Raw genomic sequence first — 25,281 nt, forward strand, 5'->3', positions numbered from 1 at the left:
ATGTCGTGGATAAGATAGTTTTTGTCGCGCCTCGCTTTGCCGGTCAGCAGGCTGCATTGGCTTGCTTGCGACCGGCGGTCAACGCTCGCCGAAAGACTCGAAAAAATCCTTCATGCGGGCGAAAAAGCCGCTCGATTGGGGCGAATTGTCCTGCGAGGAGAGCTGTTCGAACTCTTCCAGCAGCTCGCGCTGGCGGCGCGTCAGGTTCTGCGGCGTCTCGACGGCGGTCTGGATGTAAAGGTCGCCGACATTGGGCTGGCGCAGCACCGGCATGCCCTTGCCCTTGAGGCGGAACTGGCGCCCGTTCTGCGTGCCTTCGGTCACTTTTACTTTGGTCTGGGTGCCGTCCAGCGTCGTTACCTCGAAGGAGCCGCCAAGGGCGGCCGTCGTCATCGAGATCGGCACCTTGCAATAGAGATCGGCGCCGTCGCGCTGGAAGAACTCGTGCGGCTTCACCGCCAGGAAGATGTAGAGGTCGCCCGAGGGCCCGCCGCGCAGGCCGGCCTCGCCCTCATTGGCCAAGCGGATGCGGGTGCCGTCCTCGATGCCGGCCGGGATGTTGACCGACAGCGAGCGCTCCTCGGTGACGCGGCCCTGGCCCGCGCATTTCGGGCATGGGTCCTTGATCGTCTGGCCGCGGCCCTGGCATTGTGGGCAGGTTCGCTCGATCGAGAAGAAGCCTTGCGTGGCGCGCACCTTGCCATGGCCGTTGCACATCGAGCAGGTGACCGGCTGGGTGCCGGGCTTGGCGCCGCTGCCCGAGCATTCCGTGCAGGAGATCGAAGCCGGCACGCGGATTTGCGCGGTCTTTCCGGCGAAGGCCTCCTCCAGCGAGATTTCCATGTTGTAGCGCAGGTCGGCGCCGCGCTCACGGCCACCGGAAGAGCGGCGCTGGCGCCCACCCATCATGTCGCCGAAAATATCCTCGAAAATGTCGGCGAAGCCGCCAGCGCCAAAGCCATGCGCACCGCCATTCATGCCGCCCTGCTCGAAGGCGGCGTGGCCGAAACGATCATAGGCCGCGCGCTTCTGCGGGTCCTTCAGCGTCTCATAGGCTTCGTTGATTTCCTTGAACTTGTGCTCGCAGGCATGATCGCCCGGGTTGCGGTCGGGATGGAACTGCATGGCGAGCTTGCGGAAAGCGCTCTTGAGTTCCTTCTCGTCGGCGCCTTTCTGGACGCCCAGCGTTTCGTAGAAATCAGCTTTCATTTTTTCCCGCTGTCCGGATGCTCAACGTCTTGCTGCATTGTCGCGTCGTTTGCCGGCACGTTGTTTCGATTTAGGATCGGCGCAGCCCGGATGCTAGGGCCGGTGCGGAGCTGTTCGTGCTTTTCGACGATTTTTTCCGCACTTTTTCTGCCAGGGTTGCAAAAAAGCCCGGCTTTGCGCCGGGCTTTCCGCTTTATCTTGCCGTCAGGCCGTTCAGGCCGACTTCTTCTTGTCGTCGTCCTCGTCGATTTCCTCGAAATCGGCATCGACCACGTCGCTATCCTTGGCGGCATCCGCCTTGGCGTCGGCTTCCGCCGCGTCCTTCTGCGAGGCCTCGTACATGGCCTGGCCAAGCTTCATGGAAGCTTCGGCAAGCGCTTGGCTCTTGGCCTCGATGTCGGCCGGGTCATCGCCTTCCGCCGCGGTCTTCAGCGCCGCGATCGCGTCCGAAATCGCCGTCCGCTCGGCCTCGGAGACCTTGTCGCCATATTCCTTCAGCGACTTCTCCGACGAATGCACCAGCGCTTCGGCCTGGTTGCGGGCCTCGACCACGGCGCGACGCTTCTTGTCGGTGTCGGCATTGGCCTCGGCGTCCTTGACCATCTTCTCGATGTCGGCGTCGGAAAGACCACCCGAGGCCTGGATGCGGATCTGATGCTCCTTGCCGGTGCCCTTGTCCTTGGCCGACACGTTGACGATGCCGTTGGCGTCGATGTCGAAGGTGACCTCGATCTGCGGCACGCCGCGCGGCGCCGGCGGGATGCCGACCAGGTCGAACTGGCCGAGCGCCTTGTTGTCGGCGGCCATTTCACGCTCGCCCTGGAAGACGCGGATGGTCACGGCCGACTGCGAATCCTCGGCCGTGGAGAACACCTGGCTCTTCTTGGTCGGGATCGTCGTGTTGCGTTCGATCAACCGGGTGAACACGCCGCCCAGCGTCTCGATGCCGAGCGACAGCGGCGTCACGTCGAGAAGCAGCACGTCCTTGACGTCGCCTTGCAGCACGCCGGCCTGGATGGCGGCGCCCAAAGCGACGACCTCATCGGGGTTGACGCCCTTGTGCGGCTCCTTGCCGAAGAACTGCTTCACGATCTCCTGGATCTTGGGCATGCGGGTCATGCCGCCGACCAGGACCACTTCGTCGATCTCGCCAGCCTTCAGCCCGGCATCCTTGAGCGCCGCCTTGCACGGTTCGATGGTGCGCTGGACGAGATCCTCGACCAGGCTTTCGAACTTGGCGCGGGTCAGCTTCAGCGTCAGGTGCTTCGGGCCGGTCGCGTCGGCGGTGATGAAGGGCAGGTTGATCTCGGTCTGCGTCGTCGACGACAGCTCGATCTTGGCCTTCTCGGCCGCTTCCTTGAGGCGCTGCAGGGCAAGCTTGTCGGCCTTCAGGTCGATGCCCTGTTCCTTCTTGAATTCGGCCGCCAGATACTCGACCAGGCGCATGTCGAAATCCTCGCCGCCGAGGAAGGTGTCGCCATTGGTCGACTTCACCTCGAACACGCCGTCGCCGATTTCCAGCACCGAAATGTCGAACGTGCCGCCGCCAAGGTCATAGACCGCAATGGTCTTGCCTTCCTTCTTGTCGAGGCCGTAGGCCAGTGCCGCGGCCGTCGGCTCGTTGATGATGCGCAGCACTTCCAGGCCGGCGATCTTGCCGGCGTCCTTGGTGGCCTGGCGCTGGGCGTCGTTGAAATAGGCCGGAACGGTGATGACCGCCTTCTCGACCTTCTCGCCGAGATAGGCTTCCGCCGTTTCCTTCATCTTCTGCAGGATCATGGCCGAGATCTGGCTGGGCGACTGCTTCTTGCCGCCGGCCTCGACCCAGGCATCGCCATTGTCGCCCTTGACGATCTTGTAGGGGACAAGCTTCTTGTCCTTCTCCGTCACCGGATCGTCATAGCGGCGGCCGATCAGGCGCTTGACCGCGAAGATGGTGTTTTCAGGATTGGTGACCGCCTGGCGCTTGGCCGGCTGGCCGACGAGACGTTCGCCGTCGCCCGAGATGGCGACGATGGAAGGCGTCGTGCGCGCGCCTTCCGCATTCTCGATCACCTTCGGCTCCTTGCCGTCCATGATGGCGATGCAGGAGTTGGTGGTGCCGAGATCGATACCGATTACTTTTGCCATTGTTCTAGTCTCTCCGCTAAGCAGGCTTTCAGGACCCGTAAGGCGTTCCGACGAAAGCCCCTGTTCACAAGAAATCCCGTTCGACGACCGATGTTCCGGCGCCGCACGGCTTGGCGCGTATATAAGAACAGGCGGCATCGGGCGCAAGCATTCTGCGCAAGGCTTCCATGAACCTTTCCGTGCCAGCCCGCGACTGATGTCCAGGCGCCGCATGGTGCGGCCCTGGAAAGGAAGCCCCCCATGACCAGCAACCCAGAGACTCCACGGTCTCCGGGAGCAACGGGAGCTCGGCGCGGCCACCGCCTTCGGGACGAGGTCGATGCGCTGGGCTTCCGGTTGATTCCGTTGACCCTGCGGAAGAGCAAGCGTATTCTAATGGAGAGGAAAGCAGACAATTCGATCAGGGAAGAACGAGCCGGACCGCCGCGCCTTGCCCTGATTTGCGCGGCAAGCCCGGACGTTGCTCCCCTGGACTACGGGGGTAGTGTCATGTCTCGCATCCGCGGCTCGTTCGTGCCTTCTCTCTATGGCCATTTGCGCAGGGCCGCCCATGCGGGCGGCGGCTTGCTGGCGCTGGCGCTGGCCGCCGGCCTGTTGTCGGGCGGCGCGGCCCGGGCGCAGGAAACCCAGATCATCTATCCCGGCTCGATGGCGGTCACCGGCTTCCCCGGCACCATCATCCCCGATTTCGACCAGGGCTTGCCGCCCGGCGTCGACCCGGTCGACGAAACCTTCATCGACACCTCGCGCGCCACCTTGCGCGTGTTCGACGTTTCGCACCTTGGCGGTCCGGCCTCGGGCCAGCTCGTCTTCACGCCGCCGCCTTTCGAGGTGACGGCGGGCCAGATCGGCGAGGTGTTCGGCCTGACCTATGATGACGGCGTGCGCGACGGCGTGCCGTCTGATATCCCCAACCTCTACGCCGCCGCAACTTCGCTGCATGGCATCGAGATCGTGACGCCGGATGCCGACAAGGACGGCAGGCCGGAACGGCAGCGTCGCGGCACGGCGGGCGCCACCTTCATGGAGGGCCAGTTCGGCACCGAAAACGGCGGCGGACCGGGCACCATCTGGAAGATCGACGGTATCTCAGGCCAGGTCGCCAAATTCGCCGACATTGATACCAATAGCGGCCCCGGCATCGGCAATATCACCTTCGACCCCGTTCATCGCCAGTTCTTCGCCTCCGACCTCGATACCGGCCTGATCCATCGCATCGACGCCGGCGGCAGACTGGTCGACACGTTCGACCACGGCGTCGCCGGCCGCCCGGCGCATGGGCTGGCCCCGGTCGCCGACGATGGCGCGGTGATGGATATACAGGGCGCGGCCTTCGACACCGAAGACCCCGACAGCTGGGGCTACACCCAGGACGAGCGCCGCGTCTGGGCCGTCTCCTATCATGGCGGCCGGCTCTACTATTCGGTCGGCGAAAAATCCGAAATCTGGTCGGTGGGCATTGCCCGCGACGGCACCTTTGCCGGTGATCCGCGCTGGGAACTGACCGTGAAGGCCGACAAGGACTACGCCGTCACCGACATTGCCTTCGACAACAGCGGCTTCATGTATCTCGCCCAGCGCGGTCCGGTCGAAAACCGCTATGATTACAGCCGGTTCGCCGATGCCGGCAAGGGCGAGGTGATCCGCTACTTCAGAGAGGATCCGGACGATCCGACGACGGAATCGGTTTGGGTTGAAACGCCGCAGGAATATGCTGTCGGCTTCCCGCAAGGCAACCGGCAGTCGGCCGGCGGTCTCGACCTGCAATATGGCTACGATGCCGACGGCAATCTCGACGCCTCCGTCTGCACGCAGACCTTGGTCAACATCGGCGACAAATTGCGCGACAATCCCGAGCTTGCCGAAAAGCTCGCCGCCGGCGGCCCGCTCGCCGTGCATGGCGTGCAGATCACGCCCAAGGACCTGGTCAAGCCGGCCAACGTGCCGCCTTACGGCTCCTGGTTCGTCGATTTCGATGGCTATTTCGAAGACCCCGAAGTGGAAGGCCATGTCGGCGACGTCGCCGTCTGGCATCCCTGCGAGGGCCGTGCCGGCTATTATGAGGAAATACCGGGCGGCTATGAGCCACCCTTCTACCCGCCGGACTTCCCACCGCCCGGCAATCTGCCTCCGTGTCTCGATGTCGAGGACGTGCAGTATTACTGTACGCCGCGCGGTCTCGAGGCCGATCTCTATCTCCATGACCATGCCGGCTTCGGCGGCGATTCGATCAAGGTCCAGTCCAGGACGCCAGGCGTCGGGGTGACCTCGCCCATGTCGCATGCACCGGGCAAGCCTTACACGATCGACATCACCGGCCACTATCCGGGCGACAGTGTGGATGTCGGACTGTGCTTCTACAGGAAGTCCGATAAGGACAAGGGTGGCTACTACCCTTGCTGCAAGATGACCTTGCCGCTCCGCACCCCCGCCGTCAGTTGCGAACGTTGAGGAGGCAAAGATGAACATTCTTGCCCTGTCCTCACCCGTAAACGCTCAGCAAACCGTCATGGAGACGATCATGAAACCCCTGTCATATGCCAGGCGCGGTGCGCGCTGGCTGATGGCGGCCGGTATCGCGGTCGCCACGCTTGCCCCCCTGCAAAGCCAGGCGGAAGACACCACCCCGATCACTCCGGAACTGAGGCTTGACCTCGAGAATTCGCGTGTCGTCAACCCCAGGCCGGAGCGGCTGGTCCCCTTCTTCACCAAGAAAGGCACCCAGCGAAGCTGCGACTATGTCGTCTATTCGCTGAGCTTCGGCCTGCGCGGCGATCCGCGAGGTTTTGCCGATCCGGGCATGATAGCCCTGTTGAAGAAGCTCAAGATCGAGTTCAAGGACCAGCTTCCGCACGGCTTGGCCATCGTCGGTGCGACTGTCTCCGGAGACGGCACGGACGCCTCCGGCGGACCGCTGCCCGGCGTTTCGATCAGCACCTCGGCAAATCCGAACGACACGGCCACGGTCTCCGATTTCCGGCTCTCCGCCGCCGATATCGACGGCGCCGGAGCCGCCAATGAACGCGTCATCACCTTCCAGATCACGGCCAAGATCGACCATGCGGCGTTTCCGTCGCCGACCACGGTCGACAATCAGGGCCTGATCAAGGTGAGCAACGAGGCCGGCACGGGCACCATCATCCTGTCGCAGGATCCGGGCAAGCCCGATGACGGCGACTACAAGACCGGCGCGAAGACCTCGATCCGCATCGACCTCACCAACTGCGACAAGCGGCCTCCGCCGCCGACCGACCATGAATGCTTCAAGGTCGAGCGCGGTACGGTCGACTGCGTGCCCGGCGGCGGCGCCTTCATCTACCACATGCCTGTCGGCCCGGAGATGGGCGGCAAGTGGGTGCAGCTGTCGACGACCACACCAGGCACCACCATCATCCCCGACACCCAGTTGGTGCCGGCGGGCGGCGGCGTGCTCAACTGGAAGATCGTCGGCGCGTCACCCGGTGACGTCATCCACCTCATCGTCACCGGCATCGAGACCTATGCCGGTCCGAAGGAGGGCTGGGGCCTGTGCTGCACGCAGACGATCGACATCGTCATCCCGCGTGACCAGAGATGCCCGCCCAGGGACAAGGAGCCCGACCTCAAAGTCGAGAAGCGCGCCGACGTCACGCGTTGCACGATGGCGGGCGGCTGCGACTTCACCATCCGGGTCACCAATGTCGGCGACGGCCCCTACCATGGCAAGATCGTGCTTGACGAAGTGACGCTGCCGGCCGGCTCGACGCTGAGTTCAGGGCCCAATCCGCCCTGGGTCTGCGTGCCGGGAACCACCCCGATGACGTGCACCTATCCGGTGACCACGCTCAATCCGGGGGCCTTTGTCGACCTCAAGCTCGGCTTCAGGCCGGCGGGAGGCTGGCAAGGCAGCGTGCTGCGCAACTGCGCCACCTACAATTACGGCGCCAGCGGCAAGCCGCTGTTCGGCAGCCAGCAGAACGACCGGGGCTGCGCCTCGATCCCGATCTGCCGGCGCGGCGACCGCAACCCGGATTGCCAGCCGCCGGTCGACAAGAAGGTCGACCTGATCCTGAAGAAGCGTGCCCGCACTGAAGTCTGCACCGCCGACGGCGTCTGCACCTTCATCATCGACATCATCAACAACGGCACATCGACCTATAACGGGCCGCTGACGGTGATCGACAACTACCCAAGCGGCGCGCCGACATCCTCGACCTTCGGGCCGAGCCCGCCCTGGACATGCGGCCCGAACGGCCCTGGCCAGTTCCGCTGCGACAATGCCGGCATCTCGCTGCCGGCGGGCGCCTCGACGCCGATCTTCGTCAAGGCGGTCGTGCCGGCCGGCTACCGGTCCGACACGGTCGAGAACTGCGCCGAGGTCAAGGCCATTCCCGGTGAGGTCGACCTCACCAACAACAAGGCCTGCGCCAAGGAACGCATCCGCCATCCCAATGGCGGCCAGCCGACCTTGCGCATCACCAAGGTGTGCAACGGCTCGCTCGCCGGTGCGTCGCTGGTTTCCTGCCGCATCACCGTCAGCAGCGTCGGCACAGCTGCCCCCACCGGTCCGGTGCGGGTCAACGACGCCGCCACTTTGGTGTCGGGCGGCGCGCCCGTCCAGATCCAGACCGTCACCCCCGACGGCGCGGAATGGGCGTGCGGACCGGTTCCGGCCAACACGCTGTCGTGCCAGATACCAGGCGCCGTCATGACGCCCGGAACCTCCAGGCACTTCGACGTGACGGTTTCGGCCAATGGCGAGTTCGAGAACTGCGCGCGCGGCTCCTATGGCCCGGCGCAGGGCGACGACGTCGTCTATCCGATCGGCCAGGCCTGCGCCAAGGGCGGCGGCTCCTCGACCATCCGTGTCGAGAAGACCGGCGACCGCGAATGCAGGCTCGGCCAACCCTGCTCGTTCGACATCACCATCACCAATGACGGGACGAGCCCCTTCTCCGGTCCGGTTCGCATCGGCGATGCGATCGGCGTGGAAGGGCTTGGCCGGCTCGAAGGCGTCGAGATCACCTCGATCGACCCGCCCTTCGGCTGTTCGCCGGAGCCGACGACCCTGCCGGCCTCCTGCATAGCCAACCTGACGCTCGGCGCTGGCGAGAGCCAGTCACACCGCGTGACGGTTGTCATCCCCGACGATGGGCGTCTCGCCAATCTGCAGGGCAACGTCGATGGCCAGAACTGCGTCGGCGTGCTCTCTCCCGACACACGGGTGCAGGGCGGCGGCGACGTGCTGTCCAGGGACGCCACCAATGTGCAGGGCGATCGCGGCAAGGCCTATGCGTGCCATCCCTTCATCATCACGCATGAGGTGAAGAACGAGTGCTCGCCGGGCTTTGTCATGAACGACGCCGGCCGCTGTGTCTGCCCGGAAGGCACCACCTTCCGCAACGGCCAGTGCACGGGCGGCGGCACCAACGTTCTGCCGACGCCTCCGCCGAAGCGCTGCGTTCTGCTGGAAGGCCAGATCCGCACAGAGGACGGACGCTGCGTCTGCCCGCGCGGCACCGCACTCGAGAACGGAAAGTGCGTCAGTACCGACCAGCCCGAGCAGTGCACCATCCGCGGTCAGATCCACAATGCCGACGGCGATTGTGTCTGCCCAAGGGGCACCGAGGTGCGCAACGGCGCCTGCCGTCCGCTCCGGCCGAAGCCCGAGCAGTGCACCATCCGTGGCCAGGTCCACAATGCGGATGGAGACTGCGTCTGCCCGCAAGGGACCGAGGTGCGCAACGGCGCCTGCCGACCTGTCCGGCCGAAGCCCGAGCAGTGCACCATCCGTGGCCAGGTCCACAATGCGGACGGGGACTGCGTCTGTCCGCAGGGGACCGAAGTGCGCGACAGGGCCTGCCGTCCGATCCGGCCGAAGCCTGACCAGTGCACGATCCGTGGCCAGGTCCCCGACGCCAATGGCGATTGCGTCTGCCCGAGAGGCACGGAGGTGCGGGACGGCGCCTGCCGGCGCAAGCAGCCGCAACTGGAGCAGTGCGACATACGTGGCCAGATCCACAACAAGCGCGGCGAGTGCGTCTGTCCGCGTGGGACCGAGGTGATCGACGGCGCATGCCGCCGGCCCAGGCAGCAGGAGGAATGCGCGCCAGGCTCGCAGATGATCAACGGCCTGTGCCAGCCGATCATCAGGCGGCGTTGCCCGGAAGGTACGATCGGGCGGTATCCGAACTGCCGGCCGATCCGCGGTCAGCCGTCTCTGGAGCTCAACCCGGGCCAATTGCTGCAATTGCTGCCGCGGCGCCAGCAGAGCGACCAGCAACAGGATCCTGCTCCAAACAGAATCCTGAAACTCCAGCAGCAGTAAGTCTGCGCTTCACCGAACGAGAAACCCGCCGGAGCAATCCGGCGGGTTTCTTCATGATCCGCGCAGGCGGTGGATTTGGCGGCCGAGGACCAGCGCGCGCCGCGACGTTACCCCTGCCTGTGGAACCGCCATACTTGCGCCCTCGACAAGTCGCCGGGAGCGCTTTAGGCAGTCGGTTTGGGACGACCGTATGAAAAGGGCGTCCGGAAAGGCCTCGAGATGAGCAAAAAAACCTTGATCGCACCGTCGGTGCTGGCATCGGATTTCTCGAAGCTCGGCGACGAGGTCGAGGCGGTGGCGGCGGCCGGTGCCGACTGGATACATCTCGATGTCATGGATGGGCATTTCGTGCCCAACATCACCTTCGGCCCACCCGTCATCAAGGCGATCCGCGACCGCACCAAGGCCTTTTTCGACTGCCACCTGATGATCGCGCCCGCCGACCCCTATCTCGCCGCCTTCGCCGAGGCCGGTTGCGACGGCATGACGGTGCATGCCGAGGCCGGGCCGCATCTCGACCGCTCGCTGCAGACCATCCGGAACCTCGGCAAGAAGGCCGGCGTCTCGCTCAATCCGGCGACGCCGGAAACGGCGATCGAATATGTGCTGGACCGGCTCGACCTGATCCTGATCATGACCGTCAATCCGGGTTTTGGCGGGCAGGCCTTCATCCCGGCAATGGTCGACAAGGTAAGAAGGGTCAAGGCGTTGATCGGCGACCGGCCGATCCGCATCGAGATCGACGGCGGCGTCTCTCCGGAAACCGCGCCTCTGGTCACCGCGGCCGGCGCCGACGTTCTGGTGGCCGGTGCCGCCATCTTCAGGGGTGGCAGTGTCGAGGCGTACCGCACCAACATCGAAGCGATCAGGACGGCGGCCGACAAGGCCGCCGGCTAACTCCGCGCCATCGCCCGGTTCTCAATCCCGTTAGGCCCACTAAGAACATGGTGCGGGGACGCCCCTTCGGCGTCCCGGCCGAATCAAATCCGTACGGAAAGCCTGATTCGGCCGAACCTTGCCGCTGTCTTTGCGCGCGACAGAAAAGATGCTCTCACGGGACCAAGGAAACAGATAATCCTGCGTGCATACAAAACACGTTAAGTTCTGCTGGTTGTAGAGATATACGAATTCCCGCGATCGGACGGCGGATCGGGTATATTTCTTTGTTCTAAAGTACAATAGCGCGATCTTCTGCTTGAGCAGCGAAAGTGCGGCGCTATATGATACATGTACAGAAGGGGAATTTTCGGACTCGAATTGCCCAAGATGACAGTTGGGGACAAGGAGTCGCTTTTGACATACGGAGCTGCCAATCTGAACGACGACGGCACGGGAGCCAAGAGTACGCTTGCCAGCACGGTCTATCATCAATTGCGTGATGATCTTCTGAGCGGCGCTCTGGAAACCGAAAGCAAGCTGCGCGTCGAGTGGGTCGTTTCCAAGTATGGCGCCGGTGCCTCTCCGGTTCGCGAAGCCCTCAATCGTCTTGCCTCCGAAGGTCTCCTTGGTCGCCACGACCAGCGTGGCTTCTTCATCATGCCTGTCAGCGCGAAGGAGCTCGATGAGCTGACGCGCACCCGCTGCTGGCTCGAGGAGCGGGCGCTGCGCGAATCGATCGCCCACCGCACGGCCGAATGGGAAGAACAACTGGTGCTGGCGCTGCATCGCCTCGGGCGCGCCTCACGGCTTTCGCCGCAAATTAGCTCGTCGCTCAATCCGGACTGGGAGAAATTGCACCGCACCTTCCACCGGGTGCTGATCTCGGCCTGCCGTTCGCACTGGCTGGTGGGCTTCTGCGATCAGCTTTCCGATCACGCCTACCGCTACCGCCAGATGGCCCATGACGGCGAGAGCGTCCAGCGCGACGATTTCGCCGAGCACCGGCTGATCGCCGAAAATGCGCTCGACGGAAACGCGGATGGCGCCGTCCGGGCCCTGATCGATCACTATCAGCTGACCGCCGCCATGTGCATGGAACGCTTCAAGCAAGACGAGGCGCCAAAAGCCGCCGCCGTTCCGGGCCGGCGCATCCATCGTTGACGGCTGTCTGATCGTCGCGCTTTGCTGTCCTATCCTTTTTCAATCTTTCGGTAGACGGGTGCCGTGGGCAGCCGTCCGCGGTCTTGACGGCAGGGCTGCGAAACGCGAACGCTTCGCCCGCGTGCCGACCCGGACATGGCCGGCGCGCCAGTCGCGGCCACCCCAGGAAGTTTTCATGATCAATCATCTGTTCGATGCATTCCGGTCCCGGATGCCGGCGCCCGGGCGTCTGCTGATGGAGACCGATGATGGACGCTCGCTCATCTATGGCGACATGCTGGCGCGCTCGGCGCAGCTCGCGCATGCGCTGCTGCAAATGGATGTCGCGCCCGGCGACCGGGTTGCCGTGCAGGTCGAGAAGAGCCCGGAGATGGTTTTGCTCTATCTCGCCTGCGTGCGCGCCGGCGCCGTCTTCCTGCCCCTCAACACCGCCTATACGCTGGCCGAGCTCGGCTATTTCTTTGGGGATGCCGCGCCTCGGGTGATCGTGTGCGACCCGGCACGGGCGGCGGATATCGCGGGGATGGTCGAGCCGTCCGGTGCTGTCGTCGTCACGCTCGACCGCGATGGCCAGGGATCCCTTGCGGACCAGGCATCGCGGCAGTCCGGCGATTTCCATGATGTCGAGCGCGGCGCGGACGACCTTGCGGCAATCCTCTACACATCGGGAACGACCGGCCGTTCGAAAGGCGCCATGCTCAGCCACGAGAACCTTGCCTCGAACGCGCGGGTCCTGGTCGAGCAATGGCGCTTCACCGGGGATGACGTGCTCATCCACGCGCTGCCGATCTTCCACACGCACGGCCTGTTCGTTGCCACCAATGTCGTCCTGATGGCCGGCGCCTCGATGCTGTTCGAGCAGAAATTCGATGCGGGCCGCATCGTCTCGCTGCTGCCGCGCGCCACCGTTCTGATGGGCGTGCCGACCTTCTACACCAGGCTGTTGCAGCAGGAGGGCCTGGACCGCGAGGCGGCGAAAAACATCCGTCTATTCGTCTCTGGCTCCGCGCCGCTGCTGGCCGAGACGCACAAGGCATGGCGCGATCGTACCGGCCACGCCATCCTCGAGCGCTACGGCATGACCGAGACCAACATGAACACCTCCAATCCCTATGAGGGCGAGCGGCGCGCCGGCACGGTCGGCTTCCCCTTGCCCGGCGTGTCGCTGCGCATCGCCGATCCCGAGACCGGCAAGCCACTTGCCCAGGGCGAGGTCGGCATGATCGAGGTGAAGGGGCCGAACGTCTTTGGCGGTTACTGGGGCATGCCGGAGAAGACCAAGGCGGAATTCCGCGCCGACGGCTTCTTCATCACGGGCGACCTCGGCACCATCGACGCCGATGGCTACGTCCACATTGTCGGTCGCGGCAAGGACCTGATCATATCAGGCGGCTACAACGTCTATCCCAAAGACCTTGAAAGCGAGATCGACGCGCTCGACGGCGTCCTGGAAAGTGCCGTCATCGGCCTTGCCCATCCCGACTTCGGCGAAGGCGTCACCGCCGTCGTTGTGCGCTCGCCAGCGTCGCGGATCAGCGCGGCCGAGATCCTCGACGCCATCGCCGGCCGCATGGCGAAGTACAAGCATCCAAAGCAGGTGATCTTCGTCGACGACCTGCCGCGCAACACGATGGGCAAGGTGCAGAAAAACTTGCTTCGCGACACCTACAAGGATCTCTACGCTTACAAAGCCGGCTAAGTAGACATTCCGCTTCGGCGCGCGAACGCCCGCTCAGGTCGGGTACAAGAGTTCGACGACATGGTCGGCGATCGCCAGGCTCGCCGTCAGGCCGGGGCTCTCTATGCCGAACAGATTGACGATCCGACCCGCGCCGTGATCGGCCGGCCCCTGCACCAGGAAGTCCGCGGCGGGCTGCCCGGGTCCCGAGAGCTTCGGCCTGATGCCGGCATAGGCAGGCTGCAGGGCGTCGTCGGCAAGGTCGGGCCAATAGCGGCGGATCGCCTCGTAGAAGACAGCACTTCGGCTGGGGTCGACCGTGTAATCGACACCGTCAATCCATTCGACGTCAGGGCCAAAGCGTGCATTGCCGGCGAGGTCGAGCGTTAGATGGACGCCGAGGCCGCCCTCGACCGGGACCGGATAGATCAGCCGTGAAAACGGCGACCGCCCCGGAAGCGCGAAATAATTGCCGCGCGCCAGCCACTGCCGGGGGACGAAATCGCCCGGGAAACCCTCGATTCGCCCGGCCAACGCCTGCGCGTCGAGGCCAGTGGCGTTGACGAAAGCGCCGGCCGCGAGGGCGAAGGTCTCGCCATTGGCATCACGTGTATCGATACGGATCCCGCCAGTTTCGATCGTCGCCCCGGCAACGGAAGTGAGGAAAGCGAAGGATGCACCGGCCGCTTCGGCGTCGCCGCGCAGCGAAAGCATCAGCCCATGGCTGTCTATGATGCCGGTCGATGGCGACAACAGCGCACCGGCACATGTCAGCGCCGGTTCCAGCCGCTCCGCCTCGCTGCGCGTCAAAAGCTCGACATCGTCGACGCCGCAGCGTTTCGCATTGGCCTCGATCGCCCGCAGCCCGTCGGCCTGGCCGGGCTCGCTGGCGACGATCAGCTTGCCGGCGCGGCGATGGCCGATATTGTGTTCGGCGCAGTAGGTGTAGAGAAGCCGGCGGCCTTCGACGCAGAGCCGGGCCTTCAGGCTGCCGGGCGCGTAATAGAGCCCGGCATGGATGACTTCCGAATTGCGCGAACTGGTGGCGGTGCCGATCGCGTCGGCCTTCTCCATCACCACCACCTCGCGGCCCGACAAGGCAAGCGCCCTGGCAATGGCAAGCCCGACGACACCTGCTCCGGCGACGACAAAATCGATGGTCTGCATGGCCTCGCTCTCAGCGTGGAGCGACAGCCCCGAACACCTTGTCGCCGCCGATCCAGACGCTTCCTATGCCAAGATCGTCCGACAGCGCAACGATGTCCGCCGCCGTGCCATTGGCAAAGCGGCCCAGCCGGTGCGACTGGCCGATCGCCTGCGCCGGATAGAGCGAAGCCATGCGCAAGGCTTCGGAAAGTTCGATGCCGACGGTGCGGTGCATGAACCGGATGGCCGAGATCATGTCGAGGTCGGCGCCGGCCAGCGTGCCGTCGGCAAGTCTCAGGCTGCCATCCCTGCGGTAGATGGTGCGGCCGTTCAGCGTGAACGACGTCATGTCGGTGCCGATCGTCGCCATCGCGTCGGTGACCAGCACGATCCTGCCCGGCCCCTGCTTGGCATCGAGCGCGATCCTGATCGTTGCCGGATGAACATGGATGCCGTCGGCGATCAGACCGGCCGACAAGGCACCGACATCGATGGCCGCACCCGCCAATCCGGGCTCGCGGTTGCCGATCTGGCTCATCGCGTTGAACAGATGCGTGACCACTCTGGCGCCGGCCTCGGCGAAGGTTTTTGCCGTGGCAAAACCCGTGTCGGAATGACCGAGGCTGACGATGATTCCGGCCTTGGCCAAGGCCGCGACGCGGGCCGGGTCGACGGATTCCGGCGCGATCGTGGTGAGCAGCACCGGCAGCTTGTCCCGCGCCGCGATCAGCATGGCCTGGTCGGCGTCCGTCATCGGCCGGATCAGCGCCGGATCATGCGCGCCCTTGCGGGCGACCGACAGATGCGGACCTTCCAGATGCAGGCCTAAAAAGCCCGGCACTTTTTGCAGCGCTGCCGCTTCGCCCGCGGCGATGGCGGCCGCGGTGATCGCGGGTGTGTCGGTGATCAGCGTCGGCAGCAGCGCCGTCGTGCCGAACGGCGCGTGCGCGCGGCAGATGGTTTCGATGGAGGCGACATCGGGATGGTCGTTGAGCATGACCCCGCCGCCGCCATTGACCTGGATGTCGACGAAGCCCGGCACCAGCATGCCGCCGCCCGTGTCGACGGCGCGAATATCGGAAGCGATGGCGCCAGCCGGCACGATGGCCTCGACGAGGCCCTCACGCACGACAAGGGCGGCACCTTCATGCCAGTCGTCGCCGTCGAAAATGCGGGCGCCGGTCAGGGCAAAACGGTCGCTCATACGGTCTCCGTCACCTTGCGAAGGTTGCGCGGCGCATCCGGGTCGAGGCCGCGATGGCGGGCAAAGGCCTCGACGAACATGTAGAAGGAGACGATCAGCGTCAGCGGATCGGTCAGCGGATGACCGGTGGCGACATGCGGCAGCCGCGTGGCGCGGTTGGCGAGCGCCGAGGTGACGAACACCGGCGCGCCCTTGGCCGCCAGGCTGTCGGCGGCTTCGGCGACGGAGGGCTCGGACGCATCGCGCGCGGCCAGCGCCAGCACCGGAAAGTCGGGGCCGATCAGCGCCAGCGGGCCATGCATGACCTCGGCCGCGCTATAGGCCTCGGCATGCATCCCGCAGGTCTCCTTGAATTTCAGCGCTGCCTCGTTGGCCATCGCCGCCGACGGGCCGCGTCCGAGGATGAACAACGACTTCTGCTTCTCGATCGTTTCGGCCAGCACGCTCATCCAGTCGCAGGCGATCGCCTTGCCGAAATGCTCGGGCAGGCGTGCAAGCGCCGCAAGCAGCGCTTCGTCGCCGGTCGAATGCGCCATCAGGGCAAGACCGGCAACGGCGGAATTGATGAAGGTCTTGGTGGCCGCGACGCTGCGCTCCGGTCCGGCCAGGATGTCGATGGCGAAATCCGAGGCGCGCGCCAGCGGCGAATCGGCGGTGTTGGTGACGGCGATGGTCAGCGCGCCGCCGGCCCTTGCGGTTTCGGCCATGGCGACGATGTCGGGGCTCTTGCCCGACTGTGAGATCGCGAGACACGCCGAGCCCTCAAGCCTGAGCTTGCGGCCGTAGATCGAGGCGATGGAGGGACCGACAGAGGCGACGGCAAGGCCGGCGGTCAGCTCGACGGCGTATTTCATGAAGGTGGCGGCGTGGTCGGACGAACCGCGCGCCACGGTGACGACGAAATGCGGGTCGCGTTCCCGGATGCCGCGCCCGGCTTCGGCGAGCATAGCGCCGGAGCCGTCGAGCAGGCGGGCGACGGCCTGCGGGATCTCCTCGATCTCGCGCTGCATATGAGTGGTGTTGGCAATCATGGTCGGCCCTCTTCGCTCGGCCCTGTCAGCCGCAGTTCGGCGACGAAATCATAGGCGTCGCCCCGGTAGATGGAGCGGGTGAATTCGATCACCTTGCCGCTCGCCAGATAGGAAATACGCTCGATATGCAGGCCGGCAATGCCCGGCGGCACTTCCAGCAGGCGCGCGTCACTGTCGCCGAGATTGGCAGCGGAGATACGCTGCACCGCCCGCACCGGCCGGTTGCCGGTCAGTTCCAGCGCCGCGTAGAGCGAGGAGCCGATGCCGGCCGGGTCGGGCAGCACGCTGGCCGACAGCGAAGCGCGTTCGATGGCCAGCGGCGTGTCGTTGGCGATGCGCAGGCGCGCGACGCGCGCCACCAACTCATTCGATGACAGGCCGAGCACCATCATCTCGTCGGGCGAGGGGGCGTAGAGGCCGCGATCAAGCCAGGCCGAACGCACGGCCATGCCGCGCCGCGCCATGTCCTCGGTGAAGGAGGTCAGCCGCGACAGCGACTGCTCGACGCGCTCCATGCGCGGCGCCACGAAGGTGCCGGAGCCATGGCGCTGCACCAATATGCCGCCCTTGACCAGGTCCTGCACCGCCTTGCGCACGGTGACGCGGGAAATATCGGCCTTGGTGGCGATGTCGCGCTCGGACGGCAGCGCGTCGCCGGGCCCGATCAGGCCCCGATTGACGGCGTCCTCAATGCTCTTCCTGAGCTGCAGATAAAGCGGCGCGCCACTCTGCGAGGATTGCTTGAGCGCGAAGAAGATCTGGTCGGCGGCATCGCTCATCGTGCGGCCTCCGTCCTGGCGAACAGACGCGCCGCCATCTGAACGGCACCGCCGAGCGCATCGTCGAGCGGCTCCTTCAGCAGGGCGCGGTAGCGCGCCGACAGGCGCGGCGCATAGAGCGGCGCCAGCCCGCCGAGCAGGCAGAGCGGCGCGCCGGCGGCGAGGTCGAGCGCGCCGAGCGAGGCCTCGACATCGGCGACCGCCCTGTCGAGGATCCAGTTGGCGACGATGTCGCCCTTCCCAGCGTGTTCGAACACTTTCGGTGCGAAGCCGCCGAAATCGCCTGGTTTGGCGTTGGTGGTGAACTCGACCACGTCCTCGGGATTGTTGCGGAAGACGGCCATCATGCTGTCGGTCAGCGGCGAGGCCTGGCGCACGCCATCATGCGCGAGCAATGTCTGTTCCAGGAGGTCGCGGCCGATGCGGGCGCCACTGCCCTGGTCGCCGACCTGGAACCCCCAGCCGCCAATGGCGCGCGATTTGCCATCCTTGCGTGCCATATAGGCGGTGCCGGTGCCCAGGATCGCCATCGCGCCGTCACCGGAACCGACCGCGCCTTCCAGTGCGATCTCGGCATCGGTCTCGACGCGGCTGATGCTGAACGGCAGGATCGCCTCGAGCTGCTGCCGGTAAGTGCCGACATTGGCGCCGGCAAGGCCAAGAATGGCGGGTGTTTGCGGAATGAGCTCGGGATCCTGACCAGCGGCGATGAAGGCCTGCCGCGCCGCGTCGACGATGTTGGCGCGCGCTCCGGTAAGGTCGGTGCGGATATTGGCGGCGCCGCTTTTGGCGCGCCCGAGGACGATGCCGTCCACTGTTGCCAGGGCGGCTCTGCAGCTGGTGCCGCCGCCATCGATACCGAGCACGAATTTCACACGATTTCTCCTCCGCACAGATAATACCAATAAAATACCAATAGCCAAGGCTTAATTTGTCTTTCAAAAAGATTAGGCCGCATTTTATTGAAAAACCTAATCATTTTCCCGGCGCAGTGATTTCTAGTCGACGAATTCGTTAATGCGTGTGGACAAGTGGTATTTTTTTGGTATTGTTTTCGAAGTTTGGAGGAACAGGGATGGCCGAAACGCGCACCGAAGCGCTGCATGGGAACGCCGAGGGGCTGGATATCCAGGCTCCCGAAGCGATCCTCGGTGCGCTGGCCGATGCGCAGGTCGAGGCCGCGAAAGCCGTCCGCAACGCCATCCCCTCTATTGCCAGGGCAGCCGAGATCATTGCCGGCAGCCTCAGCGGCGGCGGCAAGCTTGCCTATGCCGCGGCAGGCAGCTCCGGCCTGATGGCACTGGCCGACGCGCTGGAACTGCCGGGCACGTTCGGCATTCAGCGCGACCGCATCGCCATCCTGATCGCCGGCGGCGACGAGGCTTTCAAGACATTGGCCGGCGGACCCGAGGACGACACCGAGGAGGCCGCGACCGCGGTCGCCAGTGCCGGCATCGGCGCGGGCGATTGCCTGATCGCCCTTTCCGCCTCCGGCACCACGCCCTATGCGGTGCGCGCCGTCGAGGAGGCGCGGCACCGGGGCGCCGCCACCATCGGCATCGCCAACAACCGGGATACGGCGCTGCTCAGGCAAGCCGACACCGCCATCCTGCTCGAAACGCCGCCGGAAGTCATTGCCGGCTCGACCCGCATGGGCGCCGGCACCGCACAGAAGATCGCGCTCAACATGCTGTCGACGCTGACCGCAATTCATCTCGGCCATGTGCATGACGGCTATATGGTCAACCTCATGGCCGACAACATGAAGCTGCGCGACCGGGCGGCGCGCATCGTCGCCGCCATCAGTGGGCGCGACAGGGAAGAAGCGGCCCGGCTGCTCGAAAAGAGCAGCGGTGCCGTCAAGACCGCCATTCTGCTCGCCGCCGGCGTCGACAGTGCGGAAGCGGCGCGGAAAATACTGGAAGGGACAGGCCAGAAGCTGCGGCCCGCCCTTTCCGCGCTGGGGCATGATCCCGAAAAGCGGAAACCGCTTTTCGGAAACGATCATGCCCGAACAAAGAAATAAAGCCTGTTTCATCCCGATTTGCATCGGGTGAAACCGGCTTCGAGGGGAACAAGGGTTCCAAAGCCTGGGTTCTCATCAAAACCGAACCTGAAAAAGGTCAACAGGGAGACTGAGCATGACAACGAAACTACTGACGGCACTGCTTCTGGGCACATCCATTCTCGGCTCGGCCGGGTTGGCTCACGCCGCGGACGTAACGCTCAACATCGAAAGCTGGCGCGGCGACGACCTCGCCATCTGGAAGGACAAGCTGATCCCGGCCTTCGAAGCCAAGAACCCGGGCATCAAGGTGGTGTTCGCGCCCTCGGCACCGACCGAGTATGACGCCGCGCTCGGCGCCAAGCTCGCCGCCGGCTCGGCGGGCGACCTGATCACCTGCCGCCCGTTCGACAAGTCGCTCGAACTGTTCAAGAAGGGCAACCTTGCCGATCTCTCTTCGCTGCCCGGCATGGAAAACTTCTCGCCTGTCGCCAAGTCCGCCTGGCAGACCGATGACGGCAAGTCGAGCTTCTGCGTGCCCATGGCGTCCGTCATCCACGGCTTCATCTACAACAAGGACGCCTTCGACAAGCTCGGCATCAAGGTGCCGGAAACCCGCGACGAGTTCTTCGCCGCGCTCGACAAGATCAAGGCCGACGGCACCTACATCCCGATGGCGATGGGCACCAAGGATCTCTGGGAAGCCGCGACCATGGGCTACCAGAACATCGGCCCCAACTACTGGAAGGGCGAGGACGGCCGCGCCGCGCTGATCAAGGGCGAGCAGAAGCTGACCGACAAGGACTGGGTCGCGCCCTATGAGGAACTGGCCAAGTGGAAGCCTTATCTCGGGGATGGCTTCGAGGCCCAGACCTATCCGGACAGCCAGAACCTGTTCACGCTCGGCCGCGCCGCCATTTACCCGGCCGGCTCGTGGGAAATCGGCCTGTTCAACACCCAGGCCCAGTTCAAGATGGGCGCCTTCCCGCCACCGGTCGAGAAGGCCGGCGACACCTGCTACATCTCGGACCATACCGACATCGGCATGGGCCTGAACGCGGCTTCGAAGAATGCCGACGCTGCCAAGACCTTCCTGTCCTGGGTGGCTTCCGCTGACTTCGCCACCATCTACGCCAACGCGCTGCCGGGCTTCTTCAGCCTGAACTCCGCGCCGGTGAAGATGGAAGACCCGCTGGCGCAGGAATTCGTCTCCTGGCGCGGCAAGTGCAAGTCGACGATCCGCTCGACCTACCAGATCCTGTCGCGCGGCACGCCGAACCTCGAAAACGAGACCTGGGTCGAATCGGCCAATGTCATCAACGGCACCGATACGCCGGAAGCCGCGGCCAAGAAGCTGCAGACCGGTCTCGACAGCTGGTATAAGCCGGCGAAATAAGAGCTCAGGCAACGGAGCGGGGCCGTTCCAAGTGGACGGCCCTGCCTTTTTCGATAGCATCGACCGCGAACGATGGCGCCGCCCCTCATCCGCCTGCCGGCACCTTCTCCCCGTATGTGACGGGGAGAAGGGACTAGCCGCGACGCTGGCGACCCCTCTCCCCGTCCTTCACGAGGAGAGGGTAAGGGTGAGGGCGGCGCTGCCGGCAAGCGCATTTGCCCAGACCCTTGATCGGCGGGAACCGAACTCATGGCCGCACAAACACGACCGAAAAGACCGTTCCGCTGGCATATCGCCGTCTTCCTGGCGCCGGCGGTGCTCGTCTACACCGCGATCATGATCCTGCCGCTCGCCGGCACGCTGCAGCTGTCGCTGTTCCGCAACGTCGACCAGTCCCAGGTCTTCGTCGGCCTGGACAATTTCCGCACCCTGTTCGGCGACCCCAACTGGTCGGTCAATTTCTGGAATGCGCTGAGGAACAATGTCTGGTTCTTCATCATCCACATGCTGGTGCAGAACCCGGTCGGCGTGCTTTTGGCGGCGCTGTTGTCCAGCCCCAAGCTGCGGTTCTCGGCCTTCTACCGCACCGCCATCTTCGTGCCGACCATCCTGTCCTTCGTCATCGTCGGCTTTGCCTGGAAGCTGATCCTGTCGCCGCTCTGGGGCGTGGCGCCGCATCTGCTCGATTTCGTCGGCCTGAAAAGCCTGTTCACGCCCTGGCTCGGCAAGGAGCAATACGCGCTGACCGCGCTCAGCCTGATCTCGGTGTGGCAGTTCATAGGCATTCCGATGATGCTGATCTATGCCGCGCTTCTGTCGATCCCCGAAGAGGTGATCGAGGCGGCCGAATGCGATGGCATCACAGGCTTGTCGCAGTTCTGGAAGATCAAGCTGCCGCTGATCCTGCCGTCGATCGGCATCATCTCGATCCTCACCTTCGTCGGCAATTTCAACGCCTTCGACCTGATCTACACCGCGCAGGGCGCGCTCGCCGGGCCGAACTATTCCACCGATATTCTCGGCACCTTCCTCTACCGCGCCTTCTTCGGCTTCCAGTTGCAGGTCGGCGACCCCAATATGGGCGCGACCATCGCCACGATCATGTTCCTGATCATCCTCGGCGGTGTCTGCGTCTATCTCTTCCTCATCCAGACGCGCCTGCGTCGGTATCAGTTCTAGAGGGGTGGATATGTCACGGCTGAACACCCCCCTCTGCCTTGCCAGGCATCTCCCCCTCAAGGGGGGAGATTGGATTTCATCACCGCTTTCGCCAACAATCGGCACAGCTGAACTGGTGGTGACACCGATGCTGCCAATCTCCCCCCTTGAGGGGGAGATGTCCGGCAGGACAGAGAGGGGGACCTTGGCGCTTACCTCTCCATGCACCTGGGAGGCCTTCCAATGAGCATCGCAACCCGTTCACTCCCGCGCACCATCGGCGCCCACGCGATCCTATTGACATACACGGTGATCGCCCTGTTCCCGGTGGTGCTGGTCATCATGAATTCGTTCAAATCCCGCGCCGGCATCTTCGGCGCGCCGCTGACGCCGCCGACGCCGAAAACCTTCGACCTGATCGGCTACACCACGGTGATCGGCCAGGGCGACTTCATCCACTATTTTCAGAACAGTCTCGTCGTCACCGTCGGCTCGCTGTTCTTCGTGCTGCTGTTCGGCGCCATGGCCGCTTTCGCGCTGTCGGAATACCGCTTCCGCGGCAACACGCTGATGGGGCTTTATCTGGCGCTGGGCATCATGATCCCGATCCGCCTCGCCACCGTCGCCATCCTGCAATTGATGGTGGCGAGCGGACTGGTCAACACGCTGACGGCGCTGATCCTGGTCTACACGGCGCAAGGCCTGCCGTTGGCCGTCTTCATCCTGTCGGAATTCATGAAGCAGGTCTCCGACGATCTGAAGAACGCCGGCCGCATCGACGGCCTGTCGGAATACACCATCTTCTTCCGCCTGGTGGTGCCGCTGGTCAGGCCTTCGATGGCGACGGTCGCCGTCTTCACCATGATCCCGATCTGGAACGATCTGTGGTTCCCGCTGATCCTGGCACCGTCGGAAGAAACCAAGACGGTGACGCTCGGCGCGCAGCTCTTCCTCGGCCAGTTCGTCACCAACTGGAATGCAATCCTGGCGGCGCTGTCGCTGGCGATTCTGCCGGTGCTGGTCCTCTACGTCATCTTCTCGCGGCAACTGATCCGCGGCATCACCTCCGGAGCCGTCAAGTGAGCGTGCAAAAACCCGTTCGTGTCGTCGTCGCCGGGCTCGGCAATATGGGGCGCAGCCATGCGCTGGCCTATCACAACAATCCAGGCTTCGAGATCGCGGCCCTGGTCAACCGCTCCGACGTGCCGCTGCCGGACGGGCTGTCCGGCTATGGCATCAGGCGCTCCTTCGACGACGCGTTGCGCGAGGAAAAACCCGATGTCGCCTGCATCGCCACCTATTCGGACAGCCATGCCGACTATGCGGTGAGAGCGTTCGAGGCCGGATGCCATGTCTTCGTCGAAAAGCCGCTGGCAACGACGGTGGCGGATGCCAAGCGCGTGGTCGCCGCCGCCAAGGCCAATGGTCGAAAACTGGTGATAGGCTATATCCTGCGCCATCATCCGTCCTGGATCAGGCTGATCGCCGAGGCGCGCAAGCTCGGCGGTCCCTACGTCTTCCGCATGAACCTCAATCAGCAATCCTCAGGCCATACCTGGGAGACGCACAAGCAATTGATGCGGACGACATCGCCGATCGTCGATTGCGGCGTGCACTATCTCGACGTGATGCTGCAGATCACTGACGCCAGGCCGGTCGAGGTGCGCGGCATGGGCGTGCGGCTGACCGACGAGGTCGCGCCCACCATGTACAATTACGGCCATCTGCAGGTGCTGTTCGATGACGGCTCGGTCGGCTGGTACGAGGCCGGTTGGGGTCCGATGATCTCAGAGACGGCCTTCTTCGTGAAGGATGTCATGTCGCCCAAGGGCTGCGTGTCGATCGTCATGAAGGAGGGCGTCAAGTCGGACGACATCGACACCCACACCAAGACCTCGACCATCCGCCTGCACAGTGCGGCGACCGGCGCTGACGGCAAGTTCCTAAAGCCGGACGAGCTGCTGTCGATGGCAGGCGAACCCGGCCACCAGGACCTCTGCGATCTCGAACAGGCTTTTGTCCTGAAAGCGATCCGCGAGGACCTGGACCTGACCCGCCACATGGACGATGCGGTGCGCTCGCTCGCCGTCTGCCTTGCCGCCGACGAGAGCGTGCGCAGCGGCGTCGCCGTGAAACTCTAGAACAGGGACGAAGCCGTGGGCTCGCTGAAAATCGAGAATGTGAAGAAGGCCTTCGGGCCGGTCGAGGTGCTGAAGGGCATCGACCTCGAAGTGACGGATGGCGAATTCGTCGTGTTTGTCGGCCCCTCCGGCTGCGGCAAGTCGACCTTGCTCAGGGTCATCGCCGGGCTGGAGGATTCCACCTCGGGCCGGGTGCTGATCGATGGCGAGGACGTCTCGGTCACCCCGCCGGCCAAACGCGGCATCGCCATGGTGTTCCAGACCTACGCGCTCTACCCGCATCTGACGGTCAGGAACAATATGGGGCTCGGCCTCAAGCAGGCGAACACCCCGGCGACCGAGATCGATCGCCGCATCGGCGTCGCCTCATCCATGCTGTCGCTGGAACCTTATCTCGAAAGGCGGCCAGCGGAACTCTCCGGCGGCCAACGCCAGCGCGTTGCCATCGGCCGCGCCGTGGTGCGCGAGCCGAAACTGTTCCTGTTCGACGAGCCGCTGTCGAACCTCGATGCCGCGTTGCGCGTCAACACGCGGCTGGAAATCGCGCAGCTGCACCGCCGCCTCAAGGCGACGATGATCTACGTCACCCACGACCAGGTCGAGGCGATGACGCTGGCCGACAAGATCGTCGTGCTCAACGCCGGCAAGATCGAACAGATCGGCGGCCCGATGGAGCTCTACAATGCGCCGGCAAACGAATTCGTCGCCGGCTTCATCGGCTCGCCCAAGATGAATTTCGTCGACGGCGCCCGCCTTGGCGAGACAGCCAAGACCATCGGCGTGCGGCCCGAGCATTTGACCGTTGACCCGAAATCCGGCGCCTGGAAGGGCACCGTCGTGCATGCCGAGCATCTCGGCGCCGACACCAATCTTTATCTCGATTGCGAAAAGGCCGGGCTGATCACCGTGCGGATTTTCGGTGTTTACGACGCGGAGCCCGGCACCACGCTTTATGCGACGCCGGAGCCGGGCAAGACCTATCGGTTTGGTGCGGATGGGAAGGTGCTGAAGTAGCTTTCACAGTAAAGGCCAGCGCCGCCCCTCATTGCCCTGCCGG

The 25,281-nt window shown here is 64.5% G+C and carries 18 protein-coding genes; 11 read left to right on the plus strand and 7 right to left on the minus strand.

The features are described 5' to 3' along the window. Positions 1-78 precede the first annotated feature (78 nt). Together dnaJ and dnaK are read right to left on the minus strand one after the other, a co-directional pair. A complete protein-coding gene (gene dnaJ, locus LB569_RS27150; protein ID WP_140703410.1) occupies positions 79-1,209 on the minus strand; it encodes a molecular chaperone DnaJ in 1,131 nt (376 codons plus the stop codon). A gap of 213 nt (positions 1,210-1,422) precedes the next feature. Next, positions 1,423-3,339 carry a molecular chaperone DnaK gene (dnaK, locus tag LB569_RS27155; protein ID WP_224539657.1) on the minus strand — a complete coding sequence of 639 codons (1,917 nt, stop codon included), beginning with the start codon at positions 3,337-3,339 and terminating at the stop codon, positions 1,423-1,425. A gap of 489 nt (positions 3,340-3,828) precedes the next feature. Between dnaK and LB569_RS27160 the strand changes: the two genes are divergently transcribed. From LB569_RS27160 to LB569_RS27180, 5 genes are all read left to right on the plus strand, one after another. Continuing rightward, entirely contained in the window at positions 3,829-5,790 is a 1,962-nt protein-coding gene (locus LB569_RS27160) for a hypothetical protein (RefSeq protein ID WP_224694785.1), read from the plus strand. Positions 5,791-5,800: 10 nt separating this feature from the next. Continuing rightward, complete coding sequence (locus LB569_RS27165) at positions 5,801-9,646, plus strand: DUF11 domain-containing protein (RefSeq protein ID WP_224694786.1); 3,846 nt, start codon at positions 5,801-5,803, stop codon at positions 9,644-9,646. A 219-nt stretch (positions 9,647-9,865) separates the two neighbouring features. Beyond that, positions 9,866-10,543 (plus strand): ribulose-phosphate 3-epimerase, encoded by a 678-nt coding sequence (gene rpe / locus LB569_RS27170; protein ID WP_224694787.1) that lies wholly within the window; start codon positions 9,866-9,868, stop codon positions 10,541-10,543. A gap of 396 nt (positions 10,544-10,939) precedes the next feature. Continuing rightward, a complete protein-coding gene (locus LB569_RS27175; protein WP_224694811.1) occupies positions 10,940-11,686 on the plus strand; it encodes a GntR family transcriptional regulator in 747 nt (248 codons plus the stop codon). Positions 11,687-11,861: 175 nt separating this feature from the next. Continuing rightward, the gene (locus tag LB569_RS27180) at positions 11,862-13,385 is read left to right on the plus strand and encodes a malonate--CoA ligase (RefSeq protein ID WP_224694788.1); all 1,524 of its coding nucleotides are present in this window, start codon (positions 11,862-11,864) and stop codon (positions 13,383-13,385) included. Between the two features lie 33 nt (positions 13,386-13,418). Here LB569_RS27180 and LB569_RS27185 read toward each other — a convergent pair whose 3' ends face one another. From LB569_RS27185 to LB569_RS27205, 5 genes are read right to left on the minus strand one after another with little or no spacing between them, the layout of a single operon-like run. After that, entirely contained in the window at positions 13,419-14,531 is a 1,113-nt protein-coding gene (locus LB569_RS27185; RefSeq protein WP_224694789.1) for an NAD(P)/FAD-dependent oxidoreductase, read from the minus strand. Between the two features lie 10 nt (positions 14,532-14,541). Beyond that, the gene (gene nagA / locus LB569_RS27190) at positions 14,542-15,714 is read right to left on the minus strand and encodes an N-acetylglucosamine-6-phosphate deacetylase (RefSeq protein ID WP_224694790.1); all 1,173 of its coding nucleotides are present in this window, start codon (positions 15,712-15,714) and stop codon (positions 14,542-14,544) included. Next, a complete protein-coding gene (locus LB569_RS27195; protein WP_224694791.1) occupies positions 15,711-16,745 on the minus strand; it encodes an SIS domain-containing protein in 1,035 nt (344 codons plus the stop codon). Before LB569_RS27195 ends, nagA begins: the two co-directional genes overlap by 4 nt. Further along, a complete protein-coding gene (locus tag LB569_RS27200; protein WP_224694792.1) occupies positions 16,742-17,524 on the minus strand; it encodes a GntR family transcriptional regulator in 783 nt (260 codons plus the stop codon). The genes LB569_RS27195 and LB569_RS27200 overlap by 4 nt, the downstream gene beginning before the upstream one ends. Further along, a complete protein-coding gene (locus tag LB569_RS27205) occupies positions 17,521-18,399 on the minus strand; it encodes a BadF/BadG/BcrA/BcrD ATPase family protein (protein WP_224694793.1) in 879 nt (292 codons plus the stop codon). The genes LB569_RS27200 and LB569_RS27205 overlap by 4 nt, the downstream gene beginning before the upstream one ends. 200 nt (positions 18,400-18,599) lie before the next feature. Between LB569_RS27205 and LB569_RS27210 the strand changes: the two genes are divergently transcribed. The 6 genes from LB569_RS27210 to LB569_RS27235 all read left to right on the plus strand — a co-directional run bounded on the left by LB569_RS27210 (position 18,600) and on the right by LB569_RS27235 (position 25,238). Further along, positions 18,600-19,550: an N-acetylmuramic acid 6-phosphate etherase gene (locus tag LB569_RS27210; protein WP_224694794.1), complete on the plus strand. Its 951-nt coding sequence runs from the start codon at positions 18,600-18,602 to the stop codon at positions 19,548-19,550. A gap of 115 nt (positions 19,551-19,665) precedes the next feature. Next, entirely contained in the window at positions 19,666-20,925 is a 1,260-nt protein-coding gene (locus LB569_RS27215) for an ABC transporter substrate-binding protein (protein WP_224694795.1), read from the plus strand. A gap of 249 nt (positions 20,926-21,174) precedes the next feature. Further along, positions 21,175-22,104, plus strand: coding sequence for a carbohydrate ABC transporter permease (locus LB569_RS27220; RefSeq protein ID WP_224539636.1), 930 nt, complete (start codon positions 21,175-21,177; stop codon positions 22,102-22,104). A gap of 222 nt (positions 22,105-22,326) precedes the next feature. After that, positions 22,327-23,166 carry a carbohydrate ABC transporter permease gene (locus LB569_RS27225; RefSeq protein ID WP_224694796.1) on the plus strand — a complete coding sequence of 280 codons (840 nt, stop codon included), beginning with the start codon at positions 22,327-22,329 and terminating at the stop codon, positions 23,164-23,166. Next, complete coding sequence (locus tag LB569_RS27230) at positions 23,163-24,224, plus strand: Gfo/Idh/MocA family protein (protein ID WP_224694797.1); 1,062 nt, start codon at positions 23,163-23,165, stop codon at positions 24,222-24,224. The genes LB569_RS27225 and LB569_RS27230 overlap by 4 nt, the downstream gene beginning before the upstream one ends. Positions 24,225-24,239: 15 nt before the next feature. After that, complete coding sequence (locus LB569_RS27235) at positions 24,240-25,238, plus strand: ABC transporter ATP-binding protein (protein ID WP_140703381.1); 999 nt, start codon at positions 24,240-24,242, stop codon at positions 25,236-25,238. Positions 25,239-25,281 lie beyond the last annotated feature (43 nt).

The organism is Mesorhizobium sp. BH1-1-4, from assembly GCF_020165665.1.
Lineage (GTDB): Bacteria > Pseudomonadota > Alphaproteobacteria > Rhizobiales > Rhizobiaceae > Mesorhizobium.

Bases quoted from the DNA above. Each gene is read 5' to 3' on its own strand.
- dnaJ (WP_140703410.1), bottom strand. From the start codon at position 1,209: ATGAAAGCTGATTTCTACGAAACGCTGGGCGTCCAGAAAGGCGCCGAC.
- dnaK (WP_224539657.1), bottom strand. From the start codon at position 3,339: ATGGCAAAAGTAATCGGTATCGATCTCGGCACCACCAACTCCTGCATC.
- LB569_RS27160 (WP_224694785.1), top strand. From the start codon at position 3,829: ATGTCTCGCATCCGCGGCTCGTTCGTGCCTTCTCTCTATGGCCATTTG.
- LB569_RS27165 (WP_224694786.1), top strand. From the start codon at position 5,801: ATGAACATTCTTGCCCTGTCCTCACCCGTAAACGCTCAGCAAACCGTC.
- rpe (WP_224694787.1), top strand. From the start codon at position 9,866: ATGAGCAAAAAAACCTTGATCGCACCGTCGGTGCTGGCATCGGATTTC.
- LB569_RS27180 (WP_224694788.1), top strand. From the start codon at position 11,862: ATGATCAATCATCTGTTCGATGCATTCCGGTCCCGGATGCCGGCGCCC.
- LB569_RS27185 (WP_224694789.1), bottom strand. From the start codon at position 14,531: ATGCAGACCATCGATTTTGTCGTCGCCGGAGCAGGTGTCGTCGGGCTT.
- nagA (WP_224694790.1), bottom strand. From the start codon at position 15,714: ATGAGCGACCGTTTTGCCCTGACCGGCGCCCGCATTTTCGACGGCGAC.
- LB569_RS27195 (WP_224694791.1), bottom strand. From the start codon at position 16,745: ATGATTGCCAACACCACTCATATGCAGCGCGAGATCGAGGAGATCCCG.
- LB569_RS27200 (WP_224694792.1), bottom strand. From the start codon at position 17,524: ATGAGCGATGCCGCCGACCAGATCTTCTTCGCGCTCAAGCAATCCTCG.
- LB569_RS27210 (WP_224694794.1), top strand. From the start codon at position 18,600: ATGGCCGAAACGCGCACCGAAGCGCTGCATGGGAACGCCGAGGGGCTG.
- LB569_RS27215 (WP_224694795.1), top strand. From the start codon at position 19,666: ATGACAACGAAACTACTGACGGCACTGCTTCTGGGCACATCCATTCTC.
- LB569_RS27220 (WP_224539636.1), top strand. From the start codon at position 21,175: ATGGCCGCACAAACACGACCGAAAAGACCGTTCCGCTGGCATATCGCC.
- LB569_RS27225 (WP_224694796.1), top strand. From the start codon at position 22,327: ATGAGCATCGCAACCCGTTCACTCCCGCGCACCATCGGCGCCCACGCG.